Here is a 21,532-nt window from a genome sequence, read left to right as displayed (position 1 = left end):
GGTCCAACCGTTGCAGCCGGGGCCGTCTACCACGGCTCCAACCACCGCTGCGTCGCCGGTCGTGGACGAGACGGCTCTGCGCTATTTCGCCCAGCAGGGGATACGGAACGGCTGCAGCAGGAAATTGCACGCCTACGCGCACTCTATCCCGACTGGCAGCCACCGGCTGATCCTCTCGCCGATGACTTCGTGCCCGATCAAAGCATCTCGCCATCTGGGAGCTGTTCAACAAGGGCGACTTTGCCGGTGCTCGGGCAGCCATTGCCGAAAAGCAGCAGGCCGATCCATCCTTCGTGCCGTCCGAAGACCTGCTGCGCAGCCTGACCTTGGGCGAGGCTGGCGAGCGGCTGCGCAATGCCTCGGACGCGAAAGCCTATGACACGGTGATCTCGATCGCGGCAAATGCGCCCGAGCTTCTCACCTGCAACAATGTCGATTTCCTGTGGCGCCTGGCCGAAGCCTTTGCGCTCAAGGACAACGCCACTCGTGCCGTCGATACCTATAGCTACGTCCTGACCAATTGCACGGACACGGCCGAGCGCTACGCGACGATGCAGAAGGCGATCGACCTGCTGGATCGCGACGCACTAGATCCGCTTTTTGCGCTGGAAAAGACCGATGCGGCTGGCGTAGCGGAATTTGCCGTCCTGCGGCTCGATCTCGCTCGCCGCTCTGTCGCTGCCGGGCTGGAGGAGGGCGGCACGCCACCGCCAGCCGAAGATGTGGCACTGTTCGAAGCCGAGGCCGAGCGCAGTGGGTCGGGCGAGGATCTGCGGCTCCTCGGTTACTACCAGCTGGAGCGCAATAGAACAAACGAGGCCCGGCGCCTGTTTGAGCGTGCGCTCGAAGCCGACCCGTCTGCAGAGTCGGCCCAGGCGCTCGGCGTGGCACTTTTGCAGTTGCGCGACGGCAAGACGGCTGAAGCGACCTTGGCGGACTATCGCGACGACAGCGAAGAGCTGACGGCGCTCTATCTCGATGCCGCGGCAGCATATCTTGCTACTCAACCGCGGGTGGTGATCCCCGAAGAAACGCTCGGCCGTATCGTCGACACCGTTATGGGTGCGCGCGATGCCAATGCTGCCCAGGAGCTGGGCTGGTACGCGTATAATTTCGATCAGCCGCAAACGGCGGTCGAGTGGTTCGGCCTGGCGCTCGATTGGCAGGCGGATCTCGAGCCGGCGGCCTATGGCATGATGGTGGCATCCAATGCCTTGGGCGACGCGACGACCGTTGAAACGATCCGCACGCAATGGGCTGGTCGGTCGACGCGTATCGCCGAGTTCGGCCGGACCGCTCAGGTCACCTCAACGACCACTGTTACCGCCGCATCCCCGCCGCTGCCGGAGCCGCGCCCGGTTCGCCCACAGGAAGCGGTTCGCCAGACGCGACAGGTGGTCGAAGTCAGGGAAGTAGCGGCTCCCGTCGCGCAACCAGCACGGGCCGCTCCGGCACAGGCTTCATCGTCACGGGCGGCTAGTTGCGCCAGCTATGTGCCGGCGATGAGCCTTTCTCCCGGTGGCGCGCTCAACCATGCCTGGTGCCTCATGGACCTCAATCGCCCGGCTCAGGCCATCGATCACTTCGGAAGGGCGCTGCATTCAGGCTCGGAAGCGACGCGCAGCGATGCCGCTTATGGGCAATCGCTGGCCTATATTCGGCTCGGCCTGCCGGACGAAGCGGCTGTGGCAGCGGCTTCTGCGCCACTGAACGATCGGCGTGCCATCGAGCTCGAAACGGCGATCCTGACGCAGCAAGCAACCAGTGCCTACGATATCGGCGACTATCGTCGCGCCCTCGATCTTCTCGACCGCCGTGCCGTCTATGCGGCTGAGCGGAACGACCTTCTTACCTTGCGCGCCTGGAGCTACTACCACCTGCGCCGCTTTGGCGACTCAAAGCGCATCTTCCAGGCGGTTGCCGATACCGGTTATGGCGATGCCGTCGCAGGCTTGCAGGCGGCTAACGCGGCCCTCCAGGCTTCGAACAACTAACAGTCGCCGCCATCGGCAGCACTGTCGACAGTGCTTGGATCATTATCCTTTATCTATGCTGAGTGTTGGCAACATCCGCGTCTAAACAAGTATGGTGAACTCACCCTTAACTTTGACCGTGGCAGGGTACGTATCAGTACGATGGAGTTACTGATGGTTGCTCGACTGCCTCTGGGGCTTGCCGCCTTTACCCTTGCTGCCGCTTCTGCATCAGCGGCTGATTGGGGTTACCCCGATCCTTGGGCAAAGTCCTCAACTCAAATCCAAATCATGGATGAGTTGGCTACATCAGCCGATGGCACTGTTCGGCTCCGTGCGAGCCTGGGCGCTACCTACCTTCAGGCTGATGAGTTCGTTTATTTTGGCGACTACCGGGTCAGTAAATTGACCTGGCAGAGTGCCGCTCCCACCCTCCGGGGCAGCCTGTCGGTGGACCTAGGTTACGGCCTGAGCGTCGCGGCAGAAGGCGGGGTGGCGCTCGAAGGCGTTTCGCACATGGTCGACTACGACTGGCTGGCAGGCGACGATACTCCCGAGAACTGGACGCACCGGTCTGAACATCCCGATACCAACCTGGCGCACTTTCTGACTGGCGCGGCGACGATCGGCTACGAACTGGCGCATGTCAGCGACGCCGTAGTGCGGATGCATGGTGGGTTCCGGTATACGGATGTGAAGTGGGACGCGTTCGGGGGCTCGTACGTCTACAGCTCCGGCCCCGGTTTTCGTGATCTGGCGGGCACCTTCCCGCCCGGCGAGCCCGCTATTTCATACCGCCAGCAATTGCCGGAATTCTTCCTCGGCTTCGACGGCGAGCAATATTACGGTAAGCTCCGCGTCGGCGGACTGATGCGTGGCGGGCTTGTCGTGGGCACAGTGACTACAGATGACCACTGGATGCGTGACCTTCGATTCACGGACAACATCTACGTTCAGCCCGCCGTAGAGCTGGGACTCGATGCTGGATACGCGTTCGCACCCAATGCTGAACTCACACTGGCTGGCCGCGCGAAGCACATATTCGAGCAGCGTGGCGACACCGCAATTTTCGATACGGTCAGCGGGGTAACGCTGTTCAGCACCAATAGCGCGGCTGCTTCCTTCACCCAGTTGGATCTGACCGCAGGCTTACGCGCCAAGTTCTAAGTTGCGAGCTGGCGCTCAGTTCAACCCATAGATCTTGAATAGCTGACCGCTGAGAGGTCGGCCATTTTGCACTGATTTTCCTGAGGATTTCGAAGCCGCTAAGGCGGGGGTGGTGGAGGGGACTGGATTCGAACCAGTGTAGCCTGAGGCGTCAGATTTACAGTCTGATGGATTTAACCACTCTCCCACCCCTCCACATTTTTGAGGCAGGAAGCGAATGCTTTTGCGTTCGTCGGGGCGGTTTATGGTGGGCTGTCGCAAAGGTGTCAACACCCAAGATTCACATGCCCAAAAGAAAGTGCCGAAGCCTTTCTTTTCTCGTCCTTGATGCCGGCTGCTCTTGCCAGTGGCGCATGGATCGCGCTAAGCGACTGGAACGGTTTCGCCCCGATGGGCGGGTATAGCTCAATGGTAGAGCAGCAGCCTTCCAAGCTGAATACGCGGGTTCGATTCCCGCTACCCGCTCCAAATCTTCCCAAAAATAATGGCCTGATTGCTCGCGCCTCGATGTGGCAGTCAATCGATCCCGACCAACGGCTCTAAGCGTAGAGCGCGGATGAAACGTCGTTGGGCGAGGACTGGGGGACGAATTTTATGAAAGTTGGCCGGAGCAACGCTCTACGACCGAGTGCCTGGCAGGGGCTGGGGGACTCGAACCCACGACCCTCGGTTTTGGAGACCGATGCTCTACCAACTGAGCTAAACCCCTTCAGGCGAGGCCGTGTCTAATCGTAAAGGCCAAAGGACGCAAGAGGCGGTTGCGGCGTTTTCAAACCTTAACCGGTGAAGGCAAGGCCCAGTGACTGGCTTGCCTGCCAAACGACGCGAAATGGCTCCATGCGATTGCCGAACAGCAGATAGCCGCCGCTACCGATCCTGACGTCGCTTTCTAGCCGAATACGCACGCCGCCGATCGATTGATCAACCAGCCGGGCCGGCACGCGATCGAGACCGTCGTTGGAAACAACGACAGCGTGGAGATCGGTGGGGGTGCGGATGGCTTGTCGGCGGTCGTCGTTCATTCTTTTCCCGTCGCGCGAGTCGCCCGAACAAGACGCTAACGCTTTGGCTGGCATTTTAAGTTCTGTAGTCAGTCCCCAGCGGGAGTGCATGGGCCGGGGACCAACTCTGGAAGGTCGCAGCTAGGCAGTGCTGCAGCGGTAAAACGGGCAGCTGGGCCCCCGGTTCCTTCACAGGTGGGGCTTACCCTGGGGCACCGCAAGCAACGGCAAGGCAGTTTCAGCGTTACTGGCGAGCATGGAGGAAGAAGATGAGCGAGCGCCATTTCATCGTTTATCTAAGAGACTCGTCTTGGCAGTACAGCTATCGCGGCAGCGTCACCGCGCCGTTCAAGACACGCGAAGAGGCGATCGAGTCGGCGATCGCGGACGCCCGCGAGCAGAACGACCCCAATATCGAAGTGGTGGTGCAGGATGCTGACATGCGCACCGAAACCGTCTGGCGACCGGAAGGCTCCTGAGCGCAAGCGTTAACATTTTTAACGAAGCGGAACCCGGTCGAGGCTGAGCGCATTGGCGGAGACTACGGAGGAACCATCATGAACCTGCATTGGACTAATCTCACCGCTTCGCAGCGCCAGGCTTTGATGATGCTCTGCTCAAACGGGCCATCGACACTGCCTGACGAACTGGGCGAGCAGTTGTGCAATCTCGGTCTGGCTGAGCGCACTGCCTCCAGCAGCTATTGCGTTAGCGCTCTGGGCGCGACGGTGCCGCCAGCAACGCTGAACTAACCGCAACGTTGCGATTACTGGTCGGACTATTCGGCCGCCACCGGCAATTTGTCGATGTGGCGGCTTTTTAGTTTGTTGAGCTGGTGGGCGGCATGAGAGAGCAGGGCGGTCCGCACCTGTTCATGCGGGACCTGACCACAGTCCGCCTTGACCTTGAGGTCCAGGGAATACTCGGTGACGTTGCCGAGCAGATATTCACGGATGCGGACGCGCACGGCGCCGGTTATGCGATTAGCAATGGCCTGGTGCGGGCCGAAATGCAGCAATTGGCAACCAATGACCTCGAACGACATCGCCCCCTCCAGAGCTTGCCACGTTTTGGGCACATTTCATCCAAAGCCGAACACAATGTTTCGCGCAAGAGAAATCCGCCGCGTCGGAACCTATGCTTAACGAATTTTTTACGCTTTCGATTTGGAGCGTCCGGTTGATTCCTTTTTGAGTGGCTGTTGCAATATCGATCCAAAGCCTCTAGATAGCCGGTCTCTAGCCGTGCGGGCAGCTGCGCGGCCTTTGGTTTTGCACCAAGATACTCGAGTAGATTTGCCCATGGCCCGCACGAACCCAGTCCAGTTTCTTCAGCAGGTTCGCACGGAAGTCAGTAAGGTCACCTGGCCGGGCCGGAACGAAGTGGTGATTTCCACCATCATGGTTCTGGTTCTCGTTCTTCTGGCCAGCCTGTTCTTCCTGATCGCCGATCAGGTCATTTCGTTTCTCGTGAGCTTGATGCTCTCGATCCGCTAGTCGGTTCATTTATCTAGATTTTGGGAGCGGCGACCCGTCCATGGCCAAGCGCTGGTACATCGTTCAGGCTTACTCGAACTTCGAGCGCAAGGTGGCGGAAGACATCCGCCAGAAGGTTGCGCAGAAGAAGCTCGAACACCTGTTTGAAGACGTGATCGTGCCGACCGAAAAGGTCGTCGAGATCCGCCGCGGCCGCAAGGTCGATGCCGAGCGCAAGTTCTTCCCGGGCTATGTGCTGGTGAAGATGGACATGACCGACGAGGCGTTCCATCTGATCAAGAACACGCCCAAGGTTACCGGTTTCCTCGGTGCGGACAACAAGCCGATGCCGATCTCGGAGCGCGAGGCCATGTCGATCCTGCAGCAGGTGCAGGAAGGCGTGGATCATCCCAAGCCTTCCGTCAGCTTCGAAGTCGGCGAGAACGTCCGCGTGTCGGATGGTCCCTTCGCCAGCTTCAACGGCGTCGTCGAAGAGGTGGACGAGGAACGCTCGCGCCTTAAGGTCGAGGTCTCGATTTTCGGTCGCCCCACTCCGGTGGAGCTCGAATACGGTCAGGTCGAAAAGGTCTGATCCAGTCGTTGCGTAAGCACGACCACTGAAGACTTCCGGCGCAAGCCGGAACCGCGGAGCGATCCGCGGGAAAACCGTGGAAGGGGATGGTGCTTTGCCAAGCGCCAGGAAACCGAACCACGGCTCAACTGCCCTCCGGGGCAAACAGAGGATAGAAAATGGCAAAGAAAGTTACCGGCTACGTCAAGCTGCAGGTTGCTGCAGGTTCGGCTACCCCGTCTCCCCCGATCGGCCCGGCTCTCGGTCAGCGCGGTCTCAACATCATGGAATTCTGCAAGGCCTTCAACGCGGCCACGCAGGAAATCGAAAAGGGTGCTCCCATCCCGGTCGTGATCACGGCTTATGCGGACAAGAGCTTCACCTTCGTGATGAAGCAGCCGCCCGTCACCTACTTCATCAAGAAGGCCGTCAACCTCAAGTCCGGCTCCAAGCTTCCGGGCAAGGATTCGGCTGGCACGATCACGCAGGCACAGCTGCGCGAAATCGCCGAAAAGAAGATGGTTGATCTTAACGCCGACAACATCGATGCCGCGATTTCGATGATTGCAGGCTCCGCCCGTTCCATGGGCATCCAGGTCGAGGGTTGATAGATGGCTGGCAAGAAGACTGTTAAGGCCCGCGAAGGCATCGACCGCAACAAGCTCTACGGCCTCGAAGATGCCGTGAAGATGGTCAAGGCCCGCGCCTCCGCCAAGTTCGACGAAACCGTCGAAATCGCGATGAACCTCGGCGTCGACCCGCGTCACGCCGACCAGATGGTCCGCGGCGTCGTGTCCCTGCCCAACGGCACCGGCAAGACCGTTCGCGTCGCCGTGTTCGCCCGTGGCGCCAAGGCTGACGAAGCCCGCGCTGCCGGCGCTGACATCGTCGGTGCGGAAGACCTGCTGGAAACCATCCAGGGCGGCAAGCTCGATTTTGATCGCTGCATCGCTACCCCGGACATGATGCCGCTGGTCGGCCGTCTCGGTAAGATCCTCGGGCCGCGCAACCTGATGCCGAACCCCAAGGTCGGCACCGTGACCATGGACGTTAAGGGCGCTGTCGGCGCTGCCAAGGGCGGCGCTGTTGAATACCGCGTCGAAAAGGCCGGTATCATCCATGCCGGTGTCGGCAAGGTGTCTTTCACCGAAGACGCTCTGCTGCAGAACATCAAGGCCTTCACCGACGCCGTCGTGAAGTCCAAGCCGGCTGGTGCCAAGGGCACCTATGTCAAGCGCGTTTCGGTCAGCTCCACCATGGGCCCAGGCGTGCATGTCGAGCCCGGTACGGCTCTCTAAAAGAATTCCGGGCGGTTCGCCGTCCGGTCTCGTCACCTTCGGGTGACGTTAAGTCCTGTCCCAGACTGCCGGTCGGCCCCAAGCCGTTAATTCCATCCGGAGCCAGCAATAGACGGGGTGAAGACCCAGGCATTCCGAGCCGAATGGCTCGAGGTGTTTCGGTTCGAACCTAAGCCAGTTGCCCCCAGGGGCACTCGGTTGGCAGGCACTAACCGTTGTTTCCCTTCCCGCAAGGGCAGGGGGCAGCAATTGGCAATGGCCCGGTTCGACTATGCCGGGCTCAATGTGGAGACTAGCAGTGGAAAGAGCGGAAAAGCGTGAGCTTGTCGCATCGCTTCAGACTGCCCTTGCGGGCGCTGGATCGATCGTCCTTGCGCAAAATACCGGTCTGACCGTGGCAAACCTGGAGTCGCTTCGCCGTGAGGTGAAGGGCGCCGGTGGTCACGTCAAGATCGCTAAGAACCGTCTTGCCAAGCTTGCTCTGAAAGACACCGATCACGCGGACATCTCGGACCTGTTTACCGGTCCGATCGTCATCGCCTATGCGGAAGACCCCATGACTGCGCCCAAGCTGGCGCAGAAGTTTGCCGACAAGAACGCCAAGTATGTCGTTCTCGGCGGCGTCATGGGCAAGACCGCACTCGACGCCAACAGCGTCAAGGCCCTGTCGACCATGCCCTCGCTCGATGAACTGCGCGCCACGCTCGCCGGGATGCTCAAGCAGCCCGCAACGCGTATCGCGTCCGTCATCGTCGCTCCGGCTGGCGGTATCGCGCGTGTTCTGGCCGCTCATGCGGAAAAGAGCAACGAAGCAGCGTAACCTCCTGGTCCTTCGGGACCGGTTTGAACTGAACATCTTAAAAGAGAGATTTATCAAATGGCTGATCTCGCCAAACTCGTTGACGACCTGTCTGCCCTGACCGTCCTGGAAGCTTCCGAGCTGTCCAAGATGCTGGAAGAAAAGTGGGGCGTTTCCGCCGCCGCTCCGGTTGCAGCCGCCCCCGCCGCCGGCGGTGGTGCTGCCGCTCCGGCCGCTGAAGAAAAGACCGAATTCGACGTGATCCTCGCCTCCTTCGGCGACAACAAGATCAACGTCATCAAGGAAGTCCGTGCCATCACCGGCCTGGGTCTCGGCGAAGCCAAGGCTCTGGTTGAAGGCGCTCCGAAGGCCGTCAAGGAAGGCGCGTCGAAGGCTGAAGCCGAAGACATCAAGAAGAAGCTTGAAGCTGCCGGCGCCAAGGTCGACCTCAAGTAATTTCAGGTTCTGCCTTGATTTAGGCGAGATGGCGCTTTATGTGCCATCTCGCTTTCCCGTTTCTTGCGGGACGATTCGCCGGACCGATTGGATGGGTTAGGCGACAATTTGCGGAAATATATGACGATTTTGGATGTCGCAGGCAGCTTGAAGCCTCTGATGACCTCGCCGTGGGCTTGCCTGCGAGCGGGGATTTAGTCGCTTTTCACGCTGGTGTGATCCTGCCTCTTCGGACCGGAGGCGAGATCGGCGGCATCGGTTTGGTCCGATGAATTGACTGCCAGGCATATATCCCGAGCGCCGACGGCTGATAGTCGGGTCTTTGGATATCTGCCTCCGAGACAAATGCGCGTCCGAGAAAAGGTTCTCCCTGCCTTTTCGTTCCGGACGACATAACGAAAACAGGAGCTTTCATGGCTACCACGTTCAACGGCCGCCGCAAGGTACGCAAGTCCTTCGGTACGATCCGCGAAGTCACGGAGATGCCAAACCTGATCGAAGTCCAAAAGGCTTCCTATGATCAGTTCCTTCTGGTCGACGAGCCCAAGGGCGGCCGTCCGGATGAAGGTCTTCAGTCCGTGTTCCGCTCGGTGTTCCCGATCACCGACTTCTCGAACACGGCAAGCCTTGAATTCGTGCGCTACGAATTCGAGCAGCCCAAGTATGACATCGACGAGTGCCGTGCGCGCGACATCACGTTTGCTGCCCCGCTCAAGGTCACGCTGCGGCTGATCGTGTTCGAAGTGGACGAGGAGACCGGCGCCCGCTCGGTCAAGGACATTAAGGAGCAGGACGTCTACATGGGCGACATGCCCTTCATGACGTCGAACGGCACCTTTATCGTCAACGGCACCGAGCGCGTGATCGTCTCGCAGATGCACCGTTCGCCCGGTGTGTTCTTCGACCACGACAAGGGCAAGACCCACTCGTCCGGCAAGCTGCTGTTTGCCGGCCGTATCATCCCGTACCGCGGTTCCTGGCTCGATATCGAATTTGACGCCAAGGACATCGTCTATGCGCGTATCGATCGCCGTCGCAAGATCCCGGTGACCTCGCTTCTCAAGGCGCTCGGCATGGATGCCGAGGAAATCCTCGACACCTATTACACGACGCTGAACTACGAAAAGTCCGACAAGGGCTGGCGCGTGCCTTACGACGCCGAGAAGTGGAAGGGCGCAAAGCCGACCCACGATCTCGTCGATGCCAAGACCGGCGACGTCGTTCATGAAGGTGGCAAGAAGCTCTCCGCTCGTCAGGCTAAGAAGCTTGCCGAAGAAGGCCTCACCCACTTGCTGGCCGTCGACGAAGACCTTTACGGCATGTATGTCGCGCAGGACCTCGTCAACCTCAAGACTGGCGAGATCTATGCCGAAGCCGGCGACGAGCTCGACGAAAAGCTGCTGACCAAGCTAGTTGGCCTAGGCTTTGACGAGCTGCCGATCCTCGACATCGATCACATCACTATCGGCGCCTATATCCGCAATACGTTGGCCGTGGACAAGAACGAGAGCCGTGAAGACGCTCTCTTCGATATCTACCGCGTCATGCGTCCCGGTGAACCGCCGACTGTCGACACTGCCGAAGCCATGTTCCAGTCGCTGTTCTTCGACAGCGAGCGCTATGACCTGTCCGCTGTGGGTCGCGTCAAGATGAACATGCGCCTCGAGCTCGATGCGCCCGACACCATGCGTACCCTGCGCAAGGAAGACATCGTCGAAGTCGTCCGCACCCTGGTCGACCTGCGCGATGGCCGTGGCGAAATCGACGACATCGACAACCTCGGCAACCGCCGCGTTCGCTCCGTGGGCGAACTTATGGAAAACTCCTACCGCCTTGGCCTGCTCCGGATGGAGCGTGCCATCAAGGAGCGCATGAGCTCGGTCGAAATCGACACGGTCATGCCGCAGGACCTGATCAACGCCAAGCCGGCTGCGGCCGCCGTGCGCGAGTTCTTCGGCTCGTCGCAGCTGTCGCAGTTCATGGACCAGACAAACCCGCTGTCGGAAATCACCCACAAGCGCCGTCTTTCGGCTCTTGGACCGGGTGGTCTCACCCGTGAGCGTGCAGGCTTTGAAGTCCGCGACGTGCATCCGACGCATTACGGCCGTATCTGCCCGATCGAGACGCCGGAAGGCCCGAACATCGGTCTGATCAACTCGCTCTCGACCTTTGCGCGCGTCAACAAGTACGGTTTCATCGAAACCCCTTACCGCAAGATCGTCGACGGCAAGCTCAGCGATGAAGTGGTCTACCTCTCCGCCATGGAAGAGGCCAAGCACTACGTCGCCCAGGCCAACGTCACCTTCACCAAGGATGGCGAGCTTGAGAACGACCTCGTGGTTGCCCGCCATGCCGGCGACAACGGCCTGACGCCCAAGGAAAACGTCGACCTGATGGACGTTTCCCCCAAGCAGATGGTGTCGGTTGCTGCCTCGCTGATCCCGTTCCTTGAAAACGACGACGCCAACCGCGCCCTCATGGGTTCGAACATGCAGCGTCAGGCCGTGCCGCTGCTGCGTGCCGAGGCTCCATTTGTGGGCACCGGCATGGAGTCGGTCGTGGCGCGTGACTCTGGCGCCGCCATCGTCGCCAAGCGTACCGGTATCGTCGACCAGGTGGACGCAACGCGTATCGTTATCCGTGCAACGGAAGAAAACGATGCGTCGCGTTCGGGCGTCGACATCTACAACCTGATGAAGTTCCAGCGCTCCAACCAGTCGACCTGTATCAATCAGCGTCCGCTGGTCGTTGTTGGCGACCACATCAACCAGGGCGACATCATCGCCGATGGTCCGTCGACTGAACTGGGCGATCTCGCCCTCGGCCGCAACGTGCTCGTCGCCTTCATGCCCTGGAACGGCTACAACTTCGAAGACTCCATTCTGCTGAGCGAAAAGATCGCGATGCAGGACGTCTTCACCTCGATCCACATCGAGGAATATGAAGTGATGGCTCGCGACACCAAGCTTGGTCCGGAAGAAATCACGCGCGACATTCCGAACGTTTCGGAAGAAGCCCTGAAGAACCTCGACGAAGCCGGAATCGTGCATATCGGTGCCGAAGTTCAGCCGGGCGACATCCTCGTTGGCAAGATTACCCCCAAGGGTGAATCGCCGATGACGCCGGAAGAAAAGCTCCTCCGCGCCATCTTCGGTGAAAAGGCTTCGGACGTCCGCGATACCTCGCTGCGCGTGCCCCGGGCGACGCCGGTACGGTCGTGGAAGTGCGTGTCTTTAACCGACATGGCATCGACAAGGACGAGCGCGCCATGGCCATCGAGCGCGAGGAAATCGAGCGCTTGGCCAAGGACCGCGACGACGAGCAGTCGATCCTTGATCGCAACGTCTATGCCCGTCTCAAGGAAATGCTGTTCGGCAAGGCCGCCACGGCTGGCCCGAAGGGCTATGTCGTCGGCACCAAGCTCAATGACTCGATCTTTGAAGGTCAGCCGCGTTCGAAGTGGTGGCAGTTCGCCATCGAGGACGATAAGGTCATGACCGAGATGGAAGCTCTTCATGCTCAGTATGAAGAGAGCCGTCGTCTGCTCGAGCAGCGCTTCATCGACAAGGTGGACAAGCTGCAGCGCGGTGATGAACTTCCGCCGGGCGTGATGAAGATGGTCAAGGTCTTCATCGCTACCAAGCGCAAGATCCAGCCAGGCGACAAGATGGCCGGCCGTCACGGCAACAAGGGCGTTGTTTCTCGCATCGTTCCGGTCGAAGACATGCCGTATCTCGAAGACGGTACGTCGGTCGACATCGTGCTCAACCCGCTGGGCGTGCCATCGCGCATGAACGTGGGCCAGATCCTCGAAACGCACCTTGGCTGGGCTTGCGCCGGCATGGGTAAGCGTATCGACGAGATGGTTCGCCAGTACCATGCCAAGGGCGACCTCAAGCCGCTCCGTGCCGAGATCAAGGAACTGTTCGCCAACGACAATTCCATCTCCGATCTCGACGACGACGGCATGATCCGCCTCGGCGAACACCTCTCCAAGGGTGTTCCGATCGCGACGCCGGTGTTCGACGGTGCCAAGGAAGCCGATATCGTCGACATGCTGGAACGGGCAGGGCTCAAGCCATCGGGTCAGTCGACCGTCTATGATGGTCGTACCGGTGAGCAGTTCGACCGCCAGGTGACCGTGGGCTATATCTATATGCTCAAGCTCGATCACCTCGTGGACAACAAGATCCACGCGCGTTCCATCGGCCCGTACTCGCTCGTTACCCAGCAGCCGCTGGGCGGCAAGGCGCAGTTCGGTGGCCAGCGCTTCGGCGAAATGGAAGTGTGGGCACTCGAGGCGTATGGCGCTGCTTATACGCTGCAGGAAATGCTCACCATCAAGTCGGACGACGTCACCGGCCGTACCAAGGTCTACGAGTCGATCGTTCGCGGCGACGACACGTTCGAGCCGGGCATCCCGGAAAGCTTCAACGTTCTGGTCAAGGAAATCCGGTCGCTCGGGCTCAATGTCGAGCTTGAGAACCGTGAGTTCGAAGAGAACGCCCGAGCTGAAGCGGAGCTCGCACCTCCTCAGGAAGCGGCGGAATAATCCGGCACTTCCTACCCCCATTCACTTCCTGAGGGAGCGGGCCTTGCCCCTCCCGACGGAAAGAGGAGAGAATTGATGAACCATCATTCCCACGTCATGGACCCGTTCAACCCGTCGGTTCCGGTGCAGACCTTCGATCAGATGAAGATCTCGATCGCGTCTCCGGAGAAGATTTTGAGCTGGTCTTACGGCGAGATCAAAAAGCCCGAGACCATCAACTATCGTACGTTCAAGCCGGAACGCGATGGTCTCTTCTGCGCGCGCATCTTTGGCCCCGTGAAGGACTACGAGTGCCTGTGCGGCAAGTACAAGCGCATGAAGTTCAAGGGCGTCATCTGCGAAAAGTGCGGCGTTGAAGTCACCCTTAGCCGCGTTCGTCGCGAGCGCATGGGTCATATCGAACTCGCCGCTCCGGTTGCGCATATCTGGTTCCTCAAGTCGCTGCCGAGCCGCATCGCCCTGCTGCTCGACATGACGCTCAAGGATATCGAACGCATTCTCTACTTTGAGAACTATGTCGTTCTCGATCCCGGCCTGACCCCGTTCACGCAGAACGAGCTCCTGACCGAAGAGCAGTTCCTCGACGCCCAGGATGAATATGGCGCCGATACCTTCACCGCCAAGATCGGCGCTGAAGCGATCCGCGATATCCTCCTCAACCTCGATCTCGAAAAGATCGCGGCTGACCTGCGCGTGGAAATCGCCGAGTCTACCACCGAGCTGAAGCCCAAGAAGCTGGCCAAGCGCCTCAAGATCGTCGAGCAGTTCATCGTTTCGGGCAACAAGCCCGAATGGATGATCATGACCGTCATTCCGGTGATCCCGCCGGAACTGCGTCCGCTCGTTCCGCTGGATGGCGGCCGCTTTGCGACCTCCGATCTCAACGACCTCTACCGTCGCGTGATCAACCGCAACAACCGCCTCAAGCGCCTGATCGAACTCCGCGCCCCGGACATCATCATCCGCAACGAAAAGCGCATGCTGCAGGAAGCTGTGGACGCGCTCTTCGACAACGGCCGCCGTGGCCGCACCATTACCGGTGCGAACAAGCGTCCGCTGAAGTCGCTTTCCGACATGCTCAAGGGCAAGCAGGGCCGCTTCCGCCAGAACCTCCTTGGCAAGCGCGTCGATTATTCTGGCCGTTCGGTGATTACCGTGGGTCCGAACCTCAAGCTGCACCAGTGCGGTCTTCCCAAGAAGATGGCGCTCGAGCTCTTCAAGCCCTTCATCTATTCGCGCCTTGAAGCCAAGGGCTTCAGCTCGACCGTGAAGCAGGCCAAGAAGCTTGTCGAAAAGGAAAAGCCCGAAGTCTGGGATATCCTCGACGAAGTCATCCGTGAGCACCCGGTTCTGCTGAACCGCGCGCCCACGCTGCACCGTCTTGGCATCCAGGCTTTCGAGCCGATCCTGATCGAAGGCAAGGCGATCCGTCTCCATCCGCTCGTCTGCTCGGCCTTCAACGCCGACTTCGACGGTGACCAGATGGCCGTGCACGTTCCGCTGTCGCTCGAAGCGCAGCTGGAAGCGCGCGTCTTGATGATGTCGACCAACAACATCCTTCATCCTGCCAACGGCCAGCCGATCATCGTGCCGAGCCAGGACATCGTGCTGGGTCTTTACTATCTTTCGCTGATGAATGATGGCGAGCCGGGCGAAGGCATGGCGTTCGCGTCCTATGCTGAACTCGAGCACGCGATCGACAACAACGTCGTCACCCTGCACACCAAGATCAAGGCACGCGTGCCCGCTTGGGATGCCGACGGCAAGAAGACCACCGAGATCGTGGAAACGACCCCGGGCCGCATGCTCATTGGTCAGATCCTGCCGCAGAACCCGGCAGTGCCGTTTGCCACGGCAAACCAGCTGATGACCAAGAAGATGATCTCCAAGATGATCGACACCGTGTATCGCGGTTGCGGCCAGAAGGAGACGGTCATCTTCTGTGACCGCGTCATGCAGCTTGGCTTCAAGAATGCCTGCGATGCCGGTATTTCGTTCGGCAAGGACGACATGGTCATCCCGGCCGCCAAGTACACGCTGGTCGACCAGACCCGCAAGCAGGTTGAAGAATTCGAGCAGCAGTACAATGACGGCCTGATCACCCAGGGCGAAAAGTACAACAAGGTCGTGGACGCCTGGGCCAAGTGCGGCGACGCCGTCGCTGAAAAGATGATGGAAGCCATCCGCACCGTTCAGGTCGACCAGGAGACCGGCCGTCAGAAGCCGATCAACTCGGTCTACATGATGAGCCACTCCGGTGCTCGTGGTTCACCGGCACAGATGAAGCAGCTTGCCGGCATGCGCGGCCTCATGGCCAAGCCGGACGGCTCGATCATCGAAACGCCGATCACCGCGAACTTCAAGGAAGGCCTTAACGTGCTGGAGTATTTCAACTCCACCCACGGTGCCCGCAAGGGTCTGGCCGACACCGCCTTGAAGACTGCAAACTCGGGTTATCTGACGCGCCGTCTCGTCGACGTCGCCCAGGACGCAATCATCATCACCGAAGATTGCGGCACCGAGCGCGGCCTGACCATGGAGCCCATCGTCGATGCCGGCCAGATCGTTGCTTCGATCGGCCAGCGCGTTCTCGGCCGTACCACGGCTGACGATGTGTTCCACCCGCTTACCGGCGACCTTATCGCTCCCAAGGGCACGCTGCTCGAGGAAAAGCATGTCGACGTGATCGAAGAGGCTCGCATCCAGTCGATCCGCATCCGCTCGCCGCTGGTCTGCGACCTGCGCCAGGGGTGCTGTGCCGCTTGCTACGGCCGTGATCTTGCTCGCGGTACGCCGGTCAATATCGGTGAAGCTGTGGGCGTTATCGCCGCACAGTCGATCGGTGAACCGGGCACCCAGCTCACCATGCGTACGTTCCACATCGGTGGTACGGCTCAGGTGGTCGACAGCTCGTTCCTCGAATCCGGTGCCGAAGGCAAGGTCGAGATTCGCAACCCGAACCTCGCCGACGTCGAAGGTGGCCGCCAGGTCGTCATGGCTCGTAACGTTTCCATCGCCATCGTCGACGGCGAAGGCAAGGAACGTGCGACGCACAAAGTGACCTACGGCTCCAAGCTCCTGGTCAAGGAAGGCGACACCGTCCGCCGTGGCCAGCGCCTGGCTGAATGGGACCCCTACACCCGTCCGATCCTGGCGGAAGTGGAAGGCGAAGTGCTGTTCGAAGACCTGGTCGATGGTGCTTCCGTTGCGGAAAACACCGATGAAGCCACCGGCTTCACCAAGCGTGTTGTTATCGACTGGCGCGGCAACCAGCGTGGGGAAAACCTCAAGCCGGCTCTCGCGATCGCTCGTGGCGGCTCGGTTGCCAAGGTCGAACGTGGCGGCGACGCCCGTTACCTCCTTTCCGTCGACGCGGTTATTGCCGTCGAGCCGGGTGAGAAGGTTGCCCCGGGTGACGTGCTGGCTCGTATTCCGCTGGAATCGGCCAAGACCAAGGACATCACCGGCGGTCTGCCGCGTGTGGCCGAACTGTTCGAAGCCCGCCGTCCGAAGGACCACGCCATCATCGCTGAGATCGATGGTACGATCCGCTTCGGCCGCGACTACAAGAACAAGCGTCGCGTCATCATCGAGCCGACCGAAGAGGGTGCTGAACCCGTTGAGTACCTGATCCCCAAGGGCAAGCCGTTCCACCTCCAGGAAGGCGACGCCATTGAAAAGGGCGAGTATATCCTAGACGGCAACCCGGCTCCGCACGACATCCTTGCCATCAAGGGCGTCGAGGAACTGGCACGCTACCTCGTCAACGAGATCCAGGAAGTCTACCGCCTCCAGGGCGTGTTGATTAACGATAAGCATATCGAAGTTATCGTTCGTCAGATGCTGCAGAAGGTGGAGATCGTGGTTCCGGGCGACTCCGGCCTGCTCAAGGACGAGCAGTTGGACAAGCTGGACTTCGACGAGCTTAACGATGCGCTGATTGCCGAAGGCAAGAAGCCGGCGACTGCCAACCCGGTGCTGCTCGGCATCACCAAGGCATCGCTGCAGACGCGTTCGTTCATCTCGGCGGCGTCGTTCCAGGAAACCACCCGCGTGCTCACCGAGGCTGCTGTCTCGGGCAAGGCGGACTTGCTGGAAGGCCTCAAGGAAAACGTCATCGTCGGCCGCCTTATCCCGGCCGGTACCGGTGCCGGTATCTCCTCGGCCAAGATGATCGCCACCAAGCGCGACGACCTGATCCTCGACGAGCGCCGCCGCCAGGCGAACACCGTCAAGATCGCAGCGCCTGCCGCCGAATAAGCTGCAAGGCAACAAGAGTAGAGAAGGGGCCCGAACGGGCCCCTTTTTTATTTGCGCAATGAGACCTCATCCTAAGCCCGTCGAAGGACGAGGTCGGGAACGCTCACCCTCCACTAGCTCGACCTCTTGGTTCGACAAGCTCACCATGAGGTCTTTTTTCAACTTATGGGCGTAGTCCCAGGAATGCAGTCAGCTCTCTTGCCGCAGCGCTGCCAGCACGGTTGGCGCCGATGGTGGAAGCGGAAGGACCATAGCCGACCAGATGCACGCGCGGGTCTTTGGCCACCTGCGTGGCGAGGCGGCCGGTCATGGTGATGCCGCCACTCGGCTCCCGGAGCTGCAGCGGCGCTAGGTGATCGAGCGCACTTTGAAAGCCCGTGCACCAGAGGATGACGTCGACATCGAGCCTTGTCCCATCCTCCCAGCGGACGCCGGCCGGCAGGATTTCGCTGAACATGGGCAGCCGGTTGAGGGCGCCGCGTTCGCGCATGGCGACAATAGCAGGCGTGACCGGCAGGCCCGTGACCGACACCACCGCCCGTGGCGGCAGGCCGGCGCGGACGCGTTCCTCGACCATGGCGACGGCCTGACGTCCTGCTTCCTGATCAAACGGGGCTTCGCGGAACCGCGGCGGCGTTCGGGTGACCCAGGTCGTGCGCGTCACCTGCGAGATTTCGTCGAGCAGTTGAATGGCCGAGATGCCGCCGCCGACCACGAGGACATGCTTGCCTCCGAAGATGTCGGCCGAGACATAATCTTTGGTATGGAGCTGGATGCCGCCAAAACTCTCGGCTCCAGGGTAGGGTGGGATATAGGGCTTTTCCCAAGTGCCCGTGGCGTTGATGATGCCTCGAGCGGAAAACAAGCCCCGGTCGCTTTCAATCCTCAGCCGCTCGCCGCGGTCGCAGACTACGCTGACCCTGGCTGGCCGCAGCACGTTGAGCCCGAAATGCTCTTCGTAGGCGGCAAAGTAGTGCGGCACCGCGACCGATGCCCTGACGCTTTCGTCACCGGCAAAGTCGCCAAAGCCCATGCCGGGAAGGTCATGGACACGATTGACGGTGGTCAGGGTCAGTGAGGACCAACGATGCTGCCAGGCGCCACCCGGATGCGCGTCGGCGTCGAGCACCAGAAAGTCGCGACCGGGATCGAGGCCCAGCTGTTTGAGGTGATAAGCGGCACTGAGGCCAGCCTGGCCGGCGCCGATCACGACGATTGGGAGCTTGAGGGCAGGGCGAACAGATTGGGTCGTCAAGGAAGGCTCCGGGTCGCGCCCGAAGCCTTATCATGAAACTGCTCAGAACAGCTGGTTGTTGTCTTCCGGCTTTGGCAGGGTCTTGCCATCCTCGCGATCCATGCGGTCGATCTGGTTGACCTCGTCGGCCGAGAGCACAAATTCCCAGACATCGAAGTTCTCGGCGGCGCGTTCCGGTTTGCTCGATTTTGGCAGCACGATCAGGTTCTGCTGAAGATGCCAGCGGATGATCACCTGGGCCGGCGTCTTGTTATGCCGCTCGGCAATCTCAACGATCGCTTCGTTTTCGAAAAGGCCGGTGTCCTGGCCACCGAGGGCTATAGCACTCGATCTGGATGTCGCGGTCACGGTGGAACTCGCGGATGTCGCGCTGCTGATAGGCAGGGTGCAGCTCGAGCTGGTTCACCGCTGGCGTCACACCAGTCTCGTCGACGATGCGCTGAATGTGTTCGGGCAGAAAGTTGGAAACGCCGATCGACTTCACCTTGCCCTGTTTCTGAGCCTCGACAAAGGCCGCCCAGGTTTCGGCGTAGCGATCGTGCTTGGGGGCGGGCCAGTGGATCAGGAAGAGATCGAGATGGTCGAGCTTGAGACGCTGCAGCGACTCATCGAGCGAGCGCAGCGCGCTGTCATAACCCTGATGGCCGTTGCGCAGCTTGGAGGTAATGAAGAGCTCGTCGCGCCCAACGCTTGACTGGCGGATGGCCTCGCCGACGCCACCTTCGTTGCTGTATCCCTGCGCGGTATCGATATGGCGGTATCCAGCATCGATCGCGGCACCCACCACGCGTGGCGCATCCGACTCTTCGAGCCGCCAAACGCCAAAGCCAAGCTGCGGAATGGAGTTGCCGTCGTTGAGGGGAATGGCGGGTGTGTCAGTCATGAACCTGTCTCCAAGGGATGTGGCCGACTAACGGCGCAGCCCCGAACTGGCTCCATTTGCTTTTCCGGTTCAGGTGGCTCTATCCTTAAGGCGCGGAGGCAGAGCCATGAAGTTCACGACGACGATCCTGCTCGATGGCAACAATACCGGTATCGTCGTGCCCGACGCGGTGCTCGCCGAGCTTGGTGGCGGCAAACGCCCCGCGGTCAACGTCACGATCGGCAAGCTGACCTATCGGTCCACCGTGGCGCAGATGGGCGGCAAGAACCTTGTTTCACTGAGCGCAGCGCGGCGGGCCGAGTCGGGTGTTGCTGGCGGCGATACGGTGGAAATCGAGCTCACACTCGATTCCACGCCGCGGGAAGTGGATGTGCCGGAGGATCTGGCCTCCATCCTGACCACCGAACCGGATGCGAAAGCTTTCTTCGACAGCTTGTCGTTCAGCAACAAGTCTAAACACGTTCTCTCCATCACCGAAGCCAAGACGGCGGAGACACGCAAGCGCCGGGTCGAGAAGGCGATGGAGATGCTGCGCGCCGGCAAGAAGTAGGGTAGGGCCAGTGCCGAACGGATTTGGAATGAACCGTCCAGTCGTCTTCAGGGCTGATATGGCCGAAACGCAAGGCTCTGCCTCGATTTATTCACGAAAGAATCCTTGACGGGGCGAGTCATCGGCTCTAAACAGCGCCTACCTAAGCGGTCGGTCGTGATTGTCACACCGGGTCCCTGCCACCTAGCGCGGGAATCCAGGACACTCAAACACACTGTCGGGTAACTAGACGACGTAAATCCTTGTGCGCATGACTGCTGCCTTTGCGGGCGGGTGGTCCGCTGCAACTGAGGCGCCGCCGTATCCCTTCGTGGGTCGGGCGAGCGCCGCTTTGGTTTGCTTGTGTAGACCGCCGAAGCGCTCTTTTGAGTGCGAAACGTAAGAACTGGTGCTTTCAGCACCTAAATTTGGACAATGGAAAGAGCGCAATGCCCACCATTAATCAGCTGATCCGCAAGCCACGCGCCAGCAAGCAAAGCGGAACAAGGTTCCGGCCATGGAAGCGAACCCGCAAAAGCGCGGCGTATGCTCCCGTGTGTATACCACGACCCCGAAGAAGCCGAACTCGGCTCTGCGCAAGGTGGCCAAGGTTCGCCTGACCAACCAGCGCGAAGTGATTTCGTATATCCCGGGCGAAGGTCACAACCTTCAGGAGCACTCCGTCGTGCTCATCCGCGGCGGCCGCGTTCGCGACTTGCCGGGTGTCCGCTATCACGTGCTCCGCGGCGTCCTCGATACGCAGAGCGTGAAGGATCGCAAGCAGCGTCGTTCCAAGTACGGCGCGAAGCGTCCGAAGTAAGGAGATCGAGATATGTCCCGTCGTCACCGCGCAGAAAAACGCGACGTTATTCCTGATCCCAAGTTCGGCGATCTGGTCGTCACCAAGTTCATGAATTCCCTGATGAAGGACGGCAAGAAGTCTGCTGCCGAATCCATCGTCTATGGCGCTTTCGACATCGTCGAGAGCAAGACCAAGCAGGATCCGATCACCGTCTTCCACGGCGCCCTGGACAATATCCGTCCGGCTGTCGAAGTGCGTTCCCGCCGCGTCGGTGGTGCAACGTATCAGGTTCCGGTCGAAGTTCGTCAGGACCGTCAGCAGGCTCTGGCCATCCGCTGGCTCATCGAATCTGCGCGCAAGCGCGGCGAGAACACCATGCGTGAACGCCTCTCGGGCGAGCTCATGGATGCGATGAATGGCCGTGGTCAGGCCGTCAAGAAGCGCGAAGATACGCACCGTATGGCTGATGCCAACCGTGCCTTCTCGCACTACCGCTGGTAGTAGGAGCGCC

General features: G+C 60.3%; 16 protein-coding genes, 3 tRNA genes and 3 pseudogenes. 16 read left to right on the top strand and 6 right to left on the bottom strand.

The annotated features are described in order from the left end of the window. The first annotated feature begins 293 nt into the window (after positions 1-293). Positions 294-1,994, top strand: a complete 1,701-nt coding sequence (locus G5575_RS09100; protein ID WP_164534051.1) for a cellulose synthase — start codon at positions 294-296, stop codon at positions 1,992-1,994. A 153-nt stretch (positions 1,995-2,147) separates the two neighbouring features. Continuing rightward, positions 2,148-3,140: an omptin family outer membrane protease gene (locus tag G5575_RS09095; RefSeq protein WP_164534050.1), complete on the top strand. Its 993-nt coding sequence runs from the start codon at positions 2,148-2,150 to the stop codon at positions 3,138-3,140. Between the two features lie 110 nt (positions 3,141-3,250). On the opposite strand, the gene G5575_RS09090 is transcribed toward G5575_RS09095, so the two are convergent. Then, positions 3,251-3,335: transfer RNA gene (locus G5575_RS09090), tRNA-Tyr, on the bottom strand. 199 nt (positions 3,336-3,534) lie between these two features. On the opposite strand from G5575_RS09090, the gene G5575_RS09085 reads away from it, so the two are divergent. Beyond that, positions 3,535-3,608 (top strand) — tRNA-Gly (locus G5575_RS09085). Between the two features lie 165 nt (positions 3,609-3,773). Here G5575_RS09085 and G5575_RS09080 read toward each other — a convergent pair. Beyond that, a tRNA-Trp gene (locus tag G5575_RS09080) sits at positions 3,774-3,849 on the bottom strand. A gap of 67 nt (positions 3,850-3,916) precedes the next feature. Next, on the bottom strand, positions 3,917-4,162 hold the full coding sequence (locus G5575_RS09075) for a PilZ domain-containing protein (RefSeq protein ID WP_164534049.1): 246 nt from the start codon (positions 4,160-4,162) through the stop codon (positions 3,917-3,919). A 248-nt stretch (positions 4,163-4,410) separates the two neighbouring features. On the opposite strand from G5575_RS09075, the gene G5575_RS09070 reads away from it, so the two are divergent. Continuing rightward, positions 4,411-4,620, top strand: coding sequence for a DUF2188 domain-containing protein (locus G5575_RS09070; protein WP_164534048.1), 210 nt, complete (start codon positions 4,411-4,413; stop codon positions 4,618-4,620). Positions 4,621-4,698: 78 nt separating this feature from the next. After that, positions 4,699-4,893 carry a hypothetical protein gene (locus tag G5575_RS09065; protein ID WP_164534047.1) on the top strand — a complete coding sequence of 65 codons (195 nt, stop codon included), beginning with the start codon at positions 4,699-4,701 and terminating at the stop codon, positions 4,891-4,893. Between the two features lie 26 nt (positions 4,894-4,919). Here the strand turns inward: G5575_RS09065 and G5575_RS09060 are convergent, their stop codons facing one another. Next, on the bottom strand, positions 4,920-5,186 hold the full coding sequence (locus G5575_RS09060) for a hypothetical protein (protein ID WP_164534046.1): 267 nt from the start codon (positions 5,184-5,186) through the stop codon (positions 4,920-4,922). 256 nt (positions 5,187-5,442) lie between these two features. On the opposite strand from G5575_RS09060, the gene secE reads away from it, so the two are divergent. The 8 genes and pseudogenes from secE (at position 5,443) to rpoC (ending at position 17,552) form a co-directional block, all read left to right on the top strand. Continuing rightward, complete coding sequence (gene secE, locus G5575_RS09055) at positions 5,443-5,637, top strand: preprotein translocase subunit SecE (protein ID WP_164534045.1); 195 nt, start codon at positions 5,443-5,445, stop codon at positions 5,635-5,637. A 40-nt stretch (positions 5,638-5,677) separates the two neighbouring features. After that, positions 5,678-6,208 (top strand): transcription termination/antitermination protein NusG, encoded by a 531-nt coding sequence (gene nusG / locus G5575_RS09050; protein WP_164534044.1) that lies wholly within the window; start codon positions 5,678-5,680, stop codon positions 6,206-6,208. Between the two features lie 158 nt (positions 6,209-6,366). Then, a complete protein-coding gene (gene rplK / locus G5575_RS09045) occupies positions 6,367-6,795 on the top strand; it encodes a 50S ribosomal protein L11 (RefSeq protein WP_164534043.1) in 429 nt (142 codons plus the stop codon). Positions 6,796-6,798: 3 nt separating this feature from the next. Beyond that, positions 6,799-7,485 carry a 50S ribosomal protein L1 gene (gene rplA, locus G5575_RS09040; protein ID WP_164534042.1) on the top strand — a complete coding sequence of 229 codons (687 nt, stop codon included), beginning with the start codon at positions 6,799-6,801 and terminating at the stop codon, positions 7,483-7,485. A gap of 298 nt (positions 7,486-7,783) precedes the next feature. Further along, positions 7,784-8,305, top strand: a complete 522-nt coding sequence (gene rplJ, locus G5575_RS09035) for a 50S ribosomal protein L10 (RefSeq protein WP_164534041.1) — start codon at positions 7,784-7,786, stop codon at positions 8,303-8,305. Positions 8,306-8,362: 57 nt separating this feature from the next. After that, positions 8,363-8,740, top strand: coding sequence for a 50S ribosomal protein L7/L12 (gene rplL / locus G5575_RS09030; protein WP_164534040.1), 378 nt, complete (start codon positions 8,363-8,365; stop codon positions 8,738-8,740). Between the two features lie 413 nt (positions 8,741-9,153). Further along, positions 9,154-13,292 (top strand): annotated as a pseudogene (gene rpoB / locus G5575_RS09025) (DNA-directed RNA polymerase subunit beta). Between the two features lie 75 nt (positions 13,293-13,367). Then, positions 13,368-17,552: a DNA-directed RNA polymerase subunit beta' gene (rpoC, locus tag G5575_RS09020; RefSeq protein ID WP_164534039.1), complete on the top strand. Its 4,185-nt coding sequence runs from the start codon at positions 13,368-13,370 to the stop codon at positions 17,550-17,552. Between the two features lie 163 nt (positions 17,553-17,715). Here rpoC and G5575_RS09015 read toward each other — a convergent pair whose 3' ends face one another. Further along, positions 17,716-18,807, bottom strand: coding sequence for an NAD(P)-binding domain-containing protein (locus G5575_RS09015; protein WP_164534038.1), 1,092 nt, complete (start codon positions 18,805-18,807; stop codon positions 17,716-17,718). 42 nt (positions 18,808-18,849) lie between these two features. After that, positions 18,850-19,690 (bottom strand): annotated as a pseudogene (locus G5575_RS09010) (aldo/keto reductase). A 106-nt stretch (positions 19,691-19,796) separates the two neighbouring features. On the opposite strand from G5575_RS09010, the gene G5575_RS09005 reads away from it, so the two are divergent. The 3 genes and pseudogenes from G5575_RS09005 (at position 19,797) to rpsG (ending at position 21,522) form a co-directional block, all read left to right on the top strand. Further along, complete coding sequence (locus tag G5575_RS09005; protein ID WP_164534037.1) at positions 19,797-20,240, top strand: YdeI/OmpD-associated family protein; 444 nt, start codon at positions 19,797-19,799, stop codon at positions 20,238-20,240. Positions 20,241-20,668: 428 nt separating this feature from the next. Continuing rightward, a pseudogene (gene rpsL / locus G5575_RS09000) lies at positions 20,669-21,039 on the top strand (30S ribosomal protein S12). A gap of 12 nt (positions 21,040-21,051) precedes the next feature. Further along, positions 21,052-21,522 (top strand): 30S ribosomal protein S7, encoded by a 471-nt coding sequence (gene rpsG / locus G5575_RS08995; protein WP_164534036.1) that lies wholly within the window; start codon positions 21,052-21,054, stop codon positions 21,520-21,522. Positions 21,523-21,532 lie beyond the last annotated feature (10 nt).

This window comes from Devosia aurantiaca (assembly GCF_011058215.1).
Taxonomy (GTDB): Bacteria; Pseudomonadota; Alphaproteobacteria; order Rhizobiales; family Devosiaceae; genus Devosia; species Devosia aurantiaca.
Note: the sequence above shows the minus strand (reverse complement) of the source record. Positions and strands in the feature narration are given on the sequence as shown.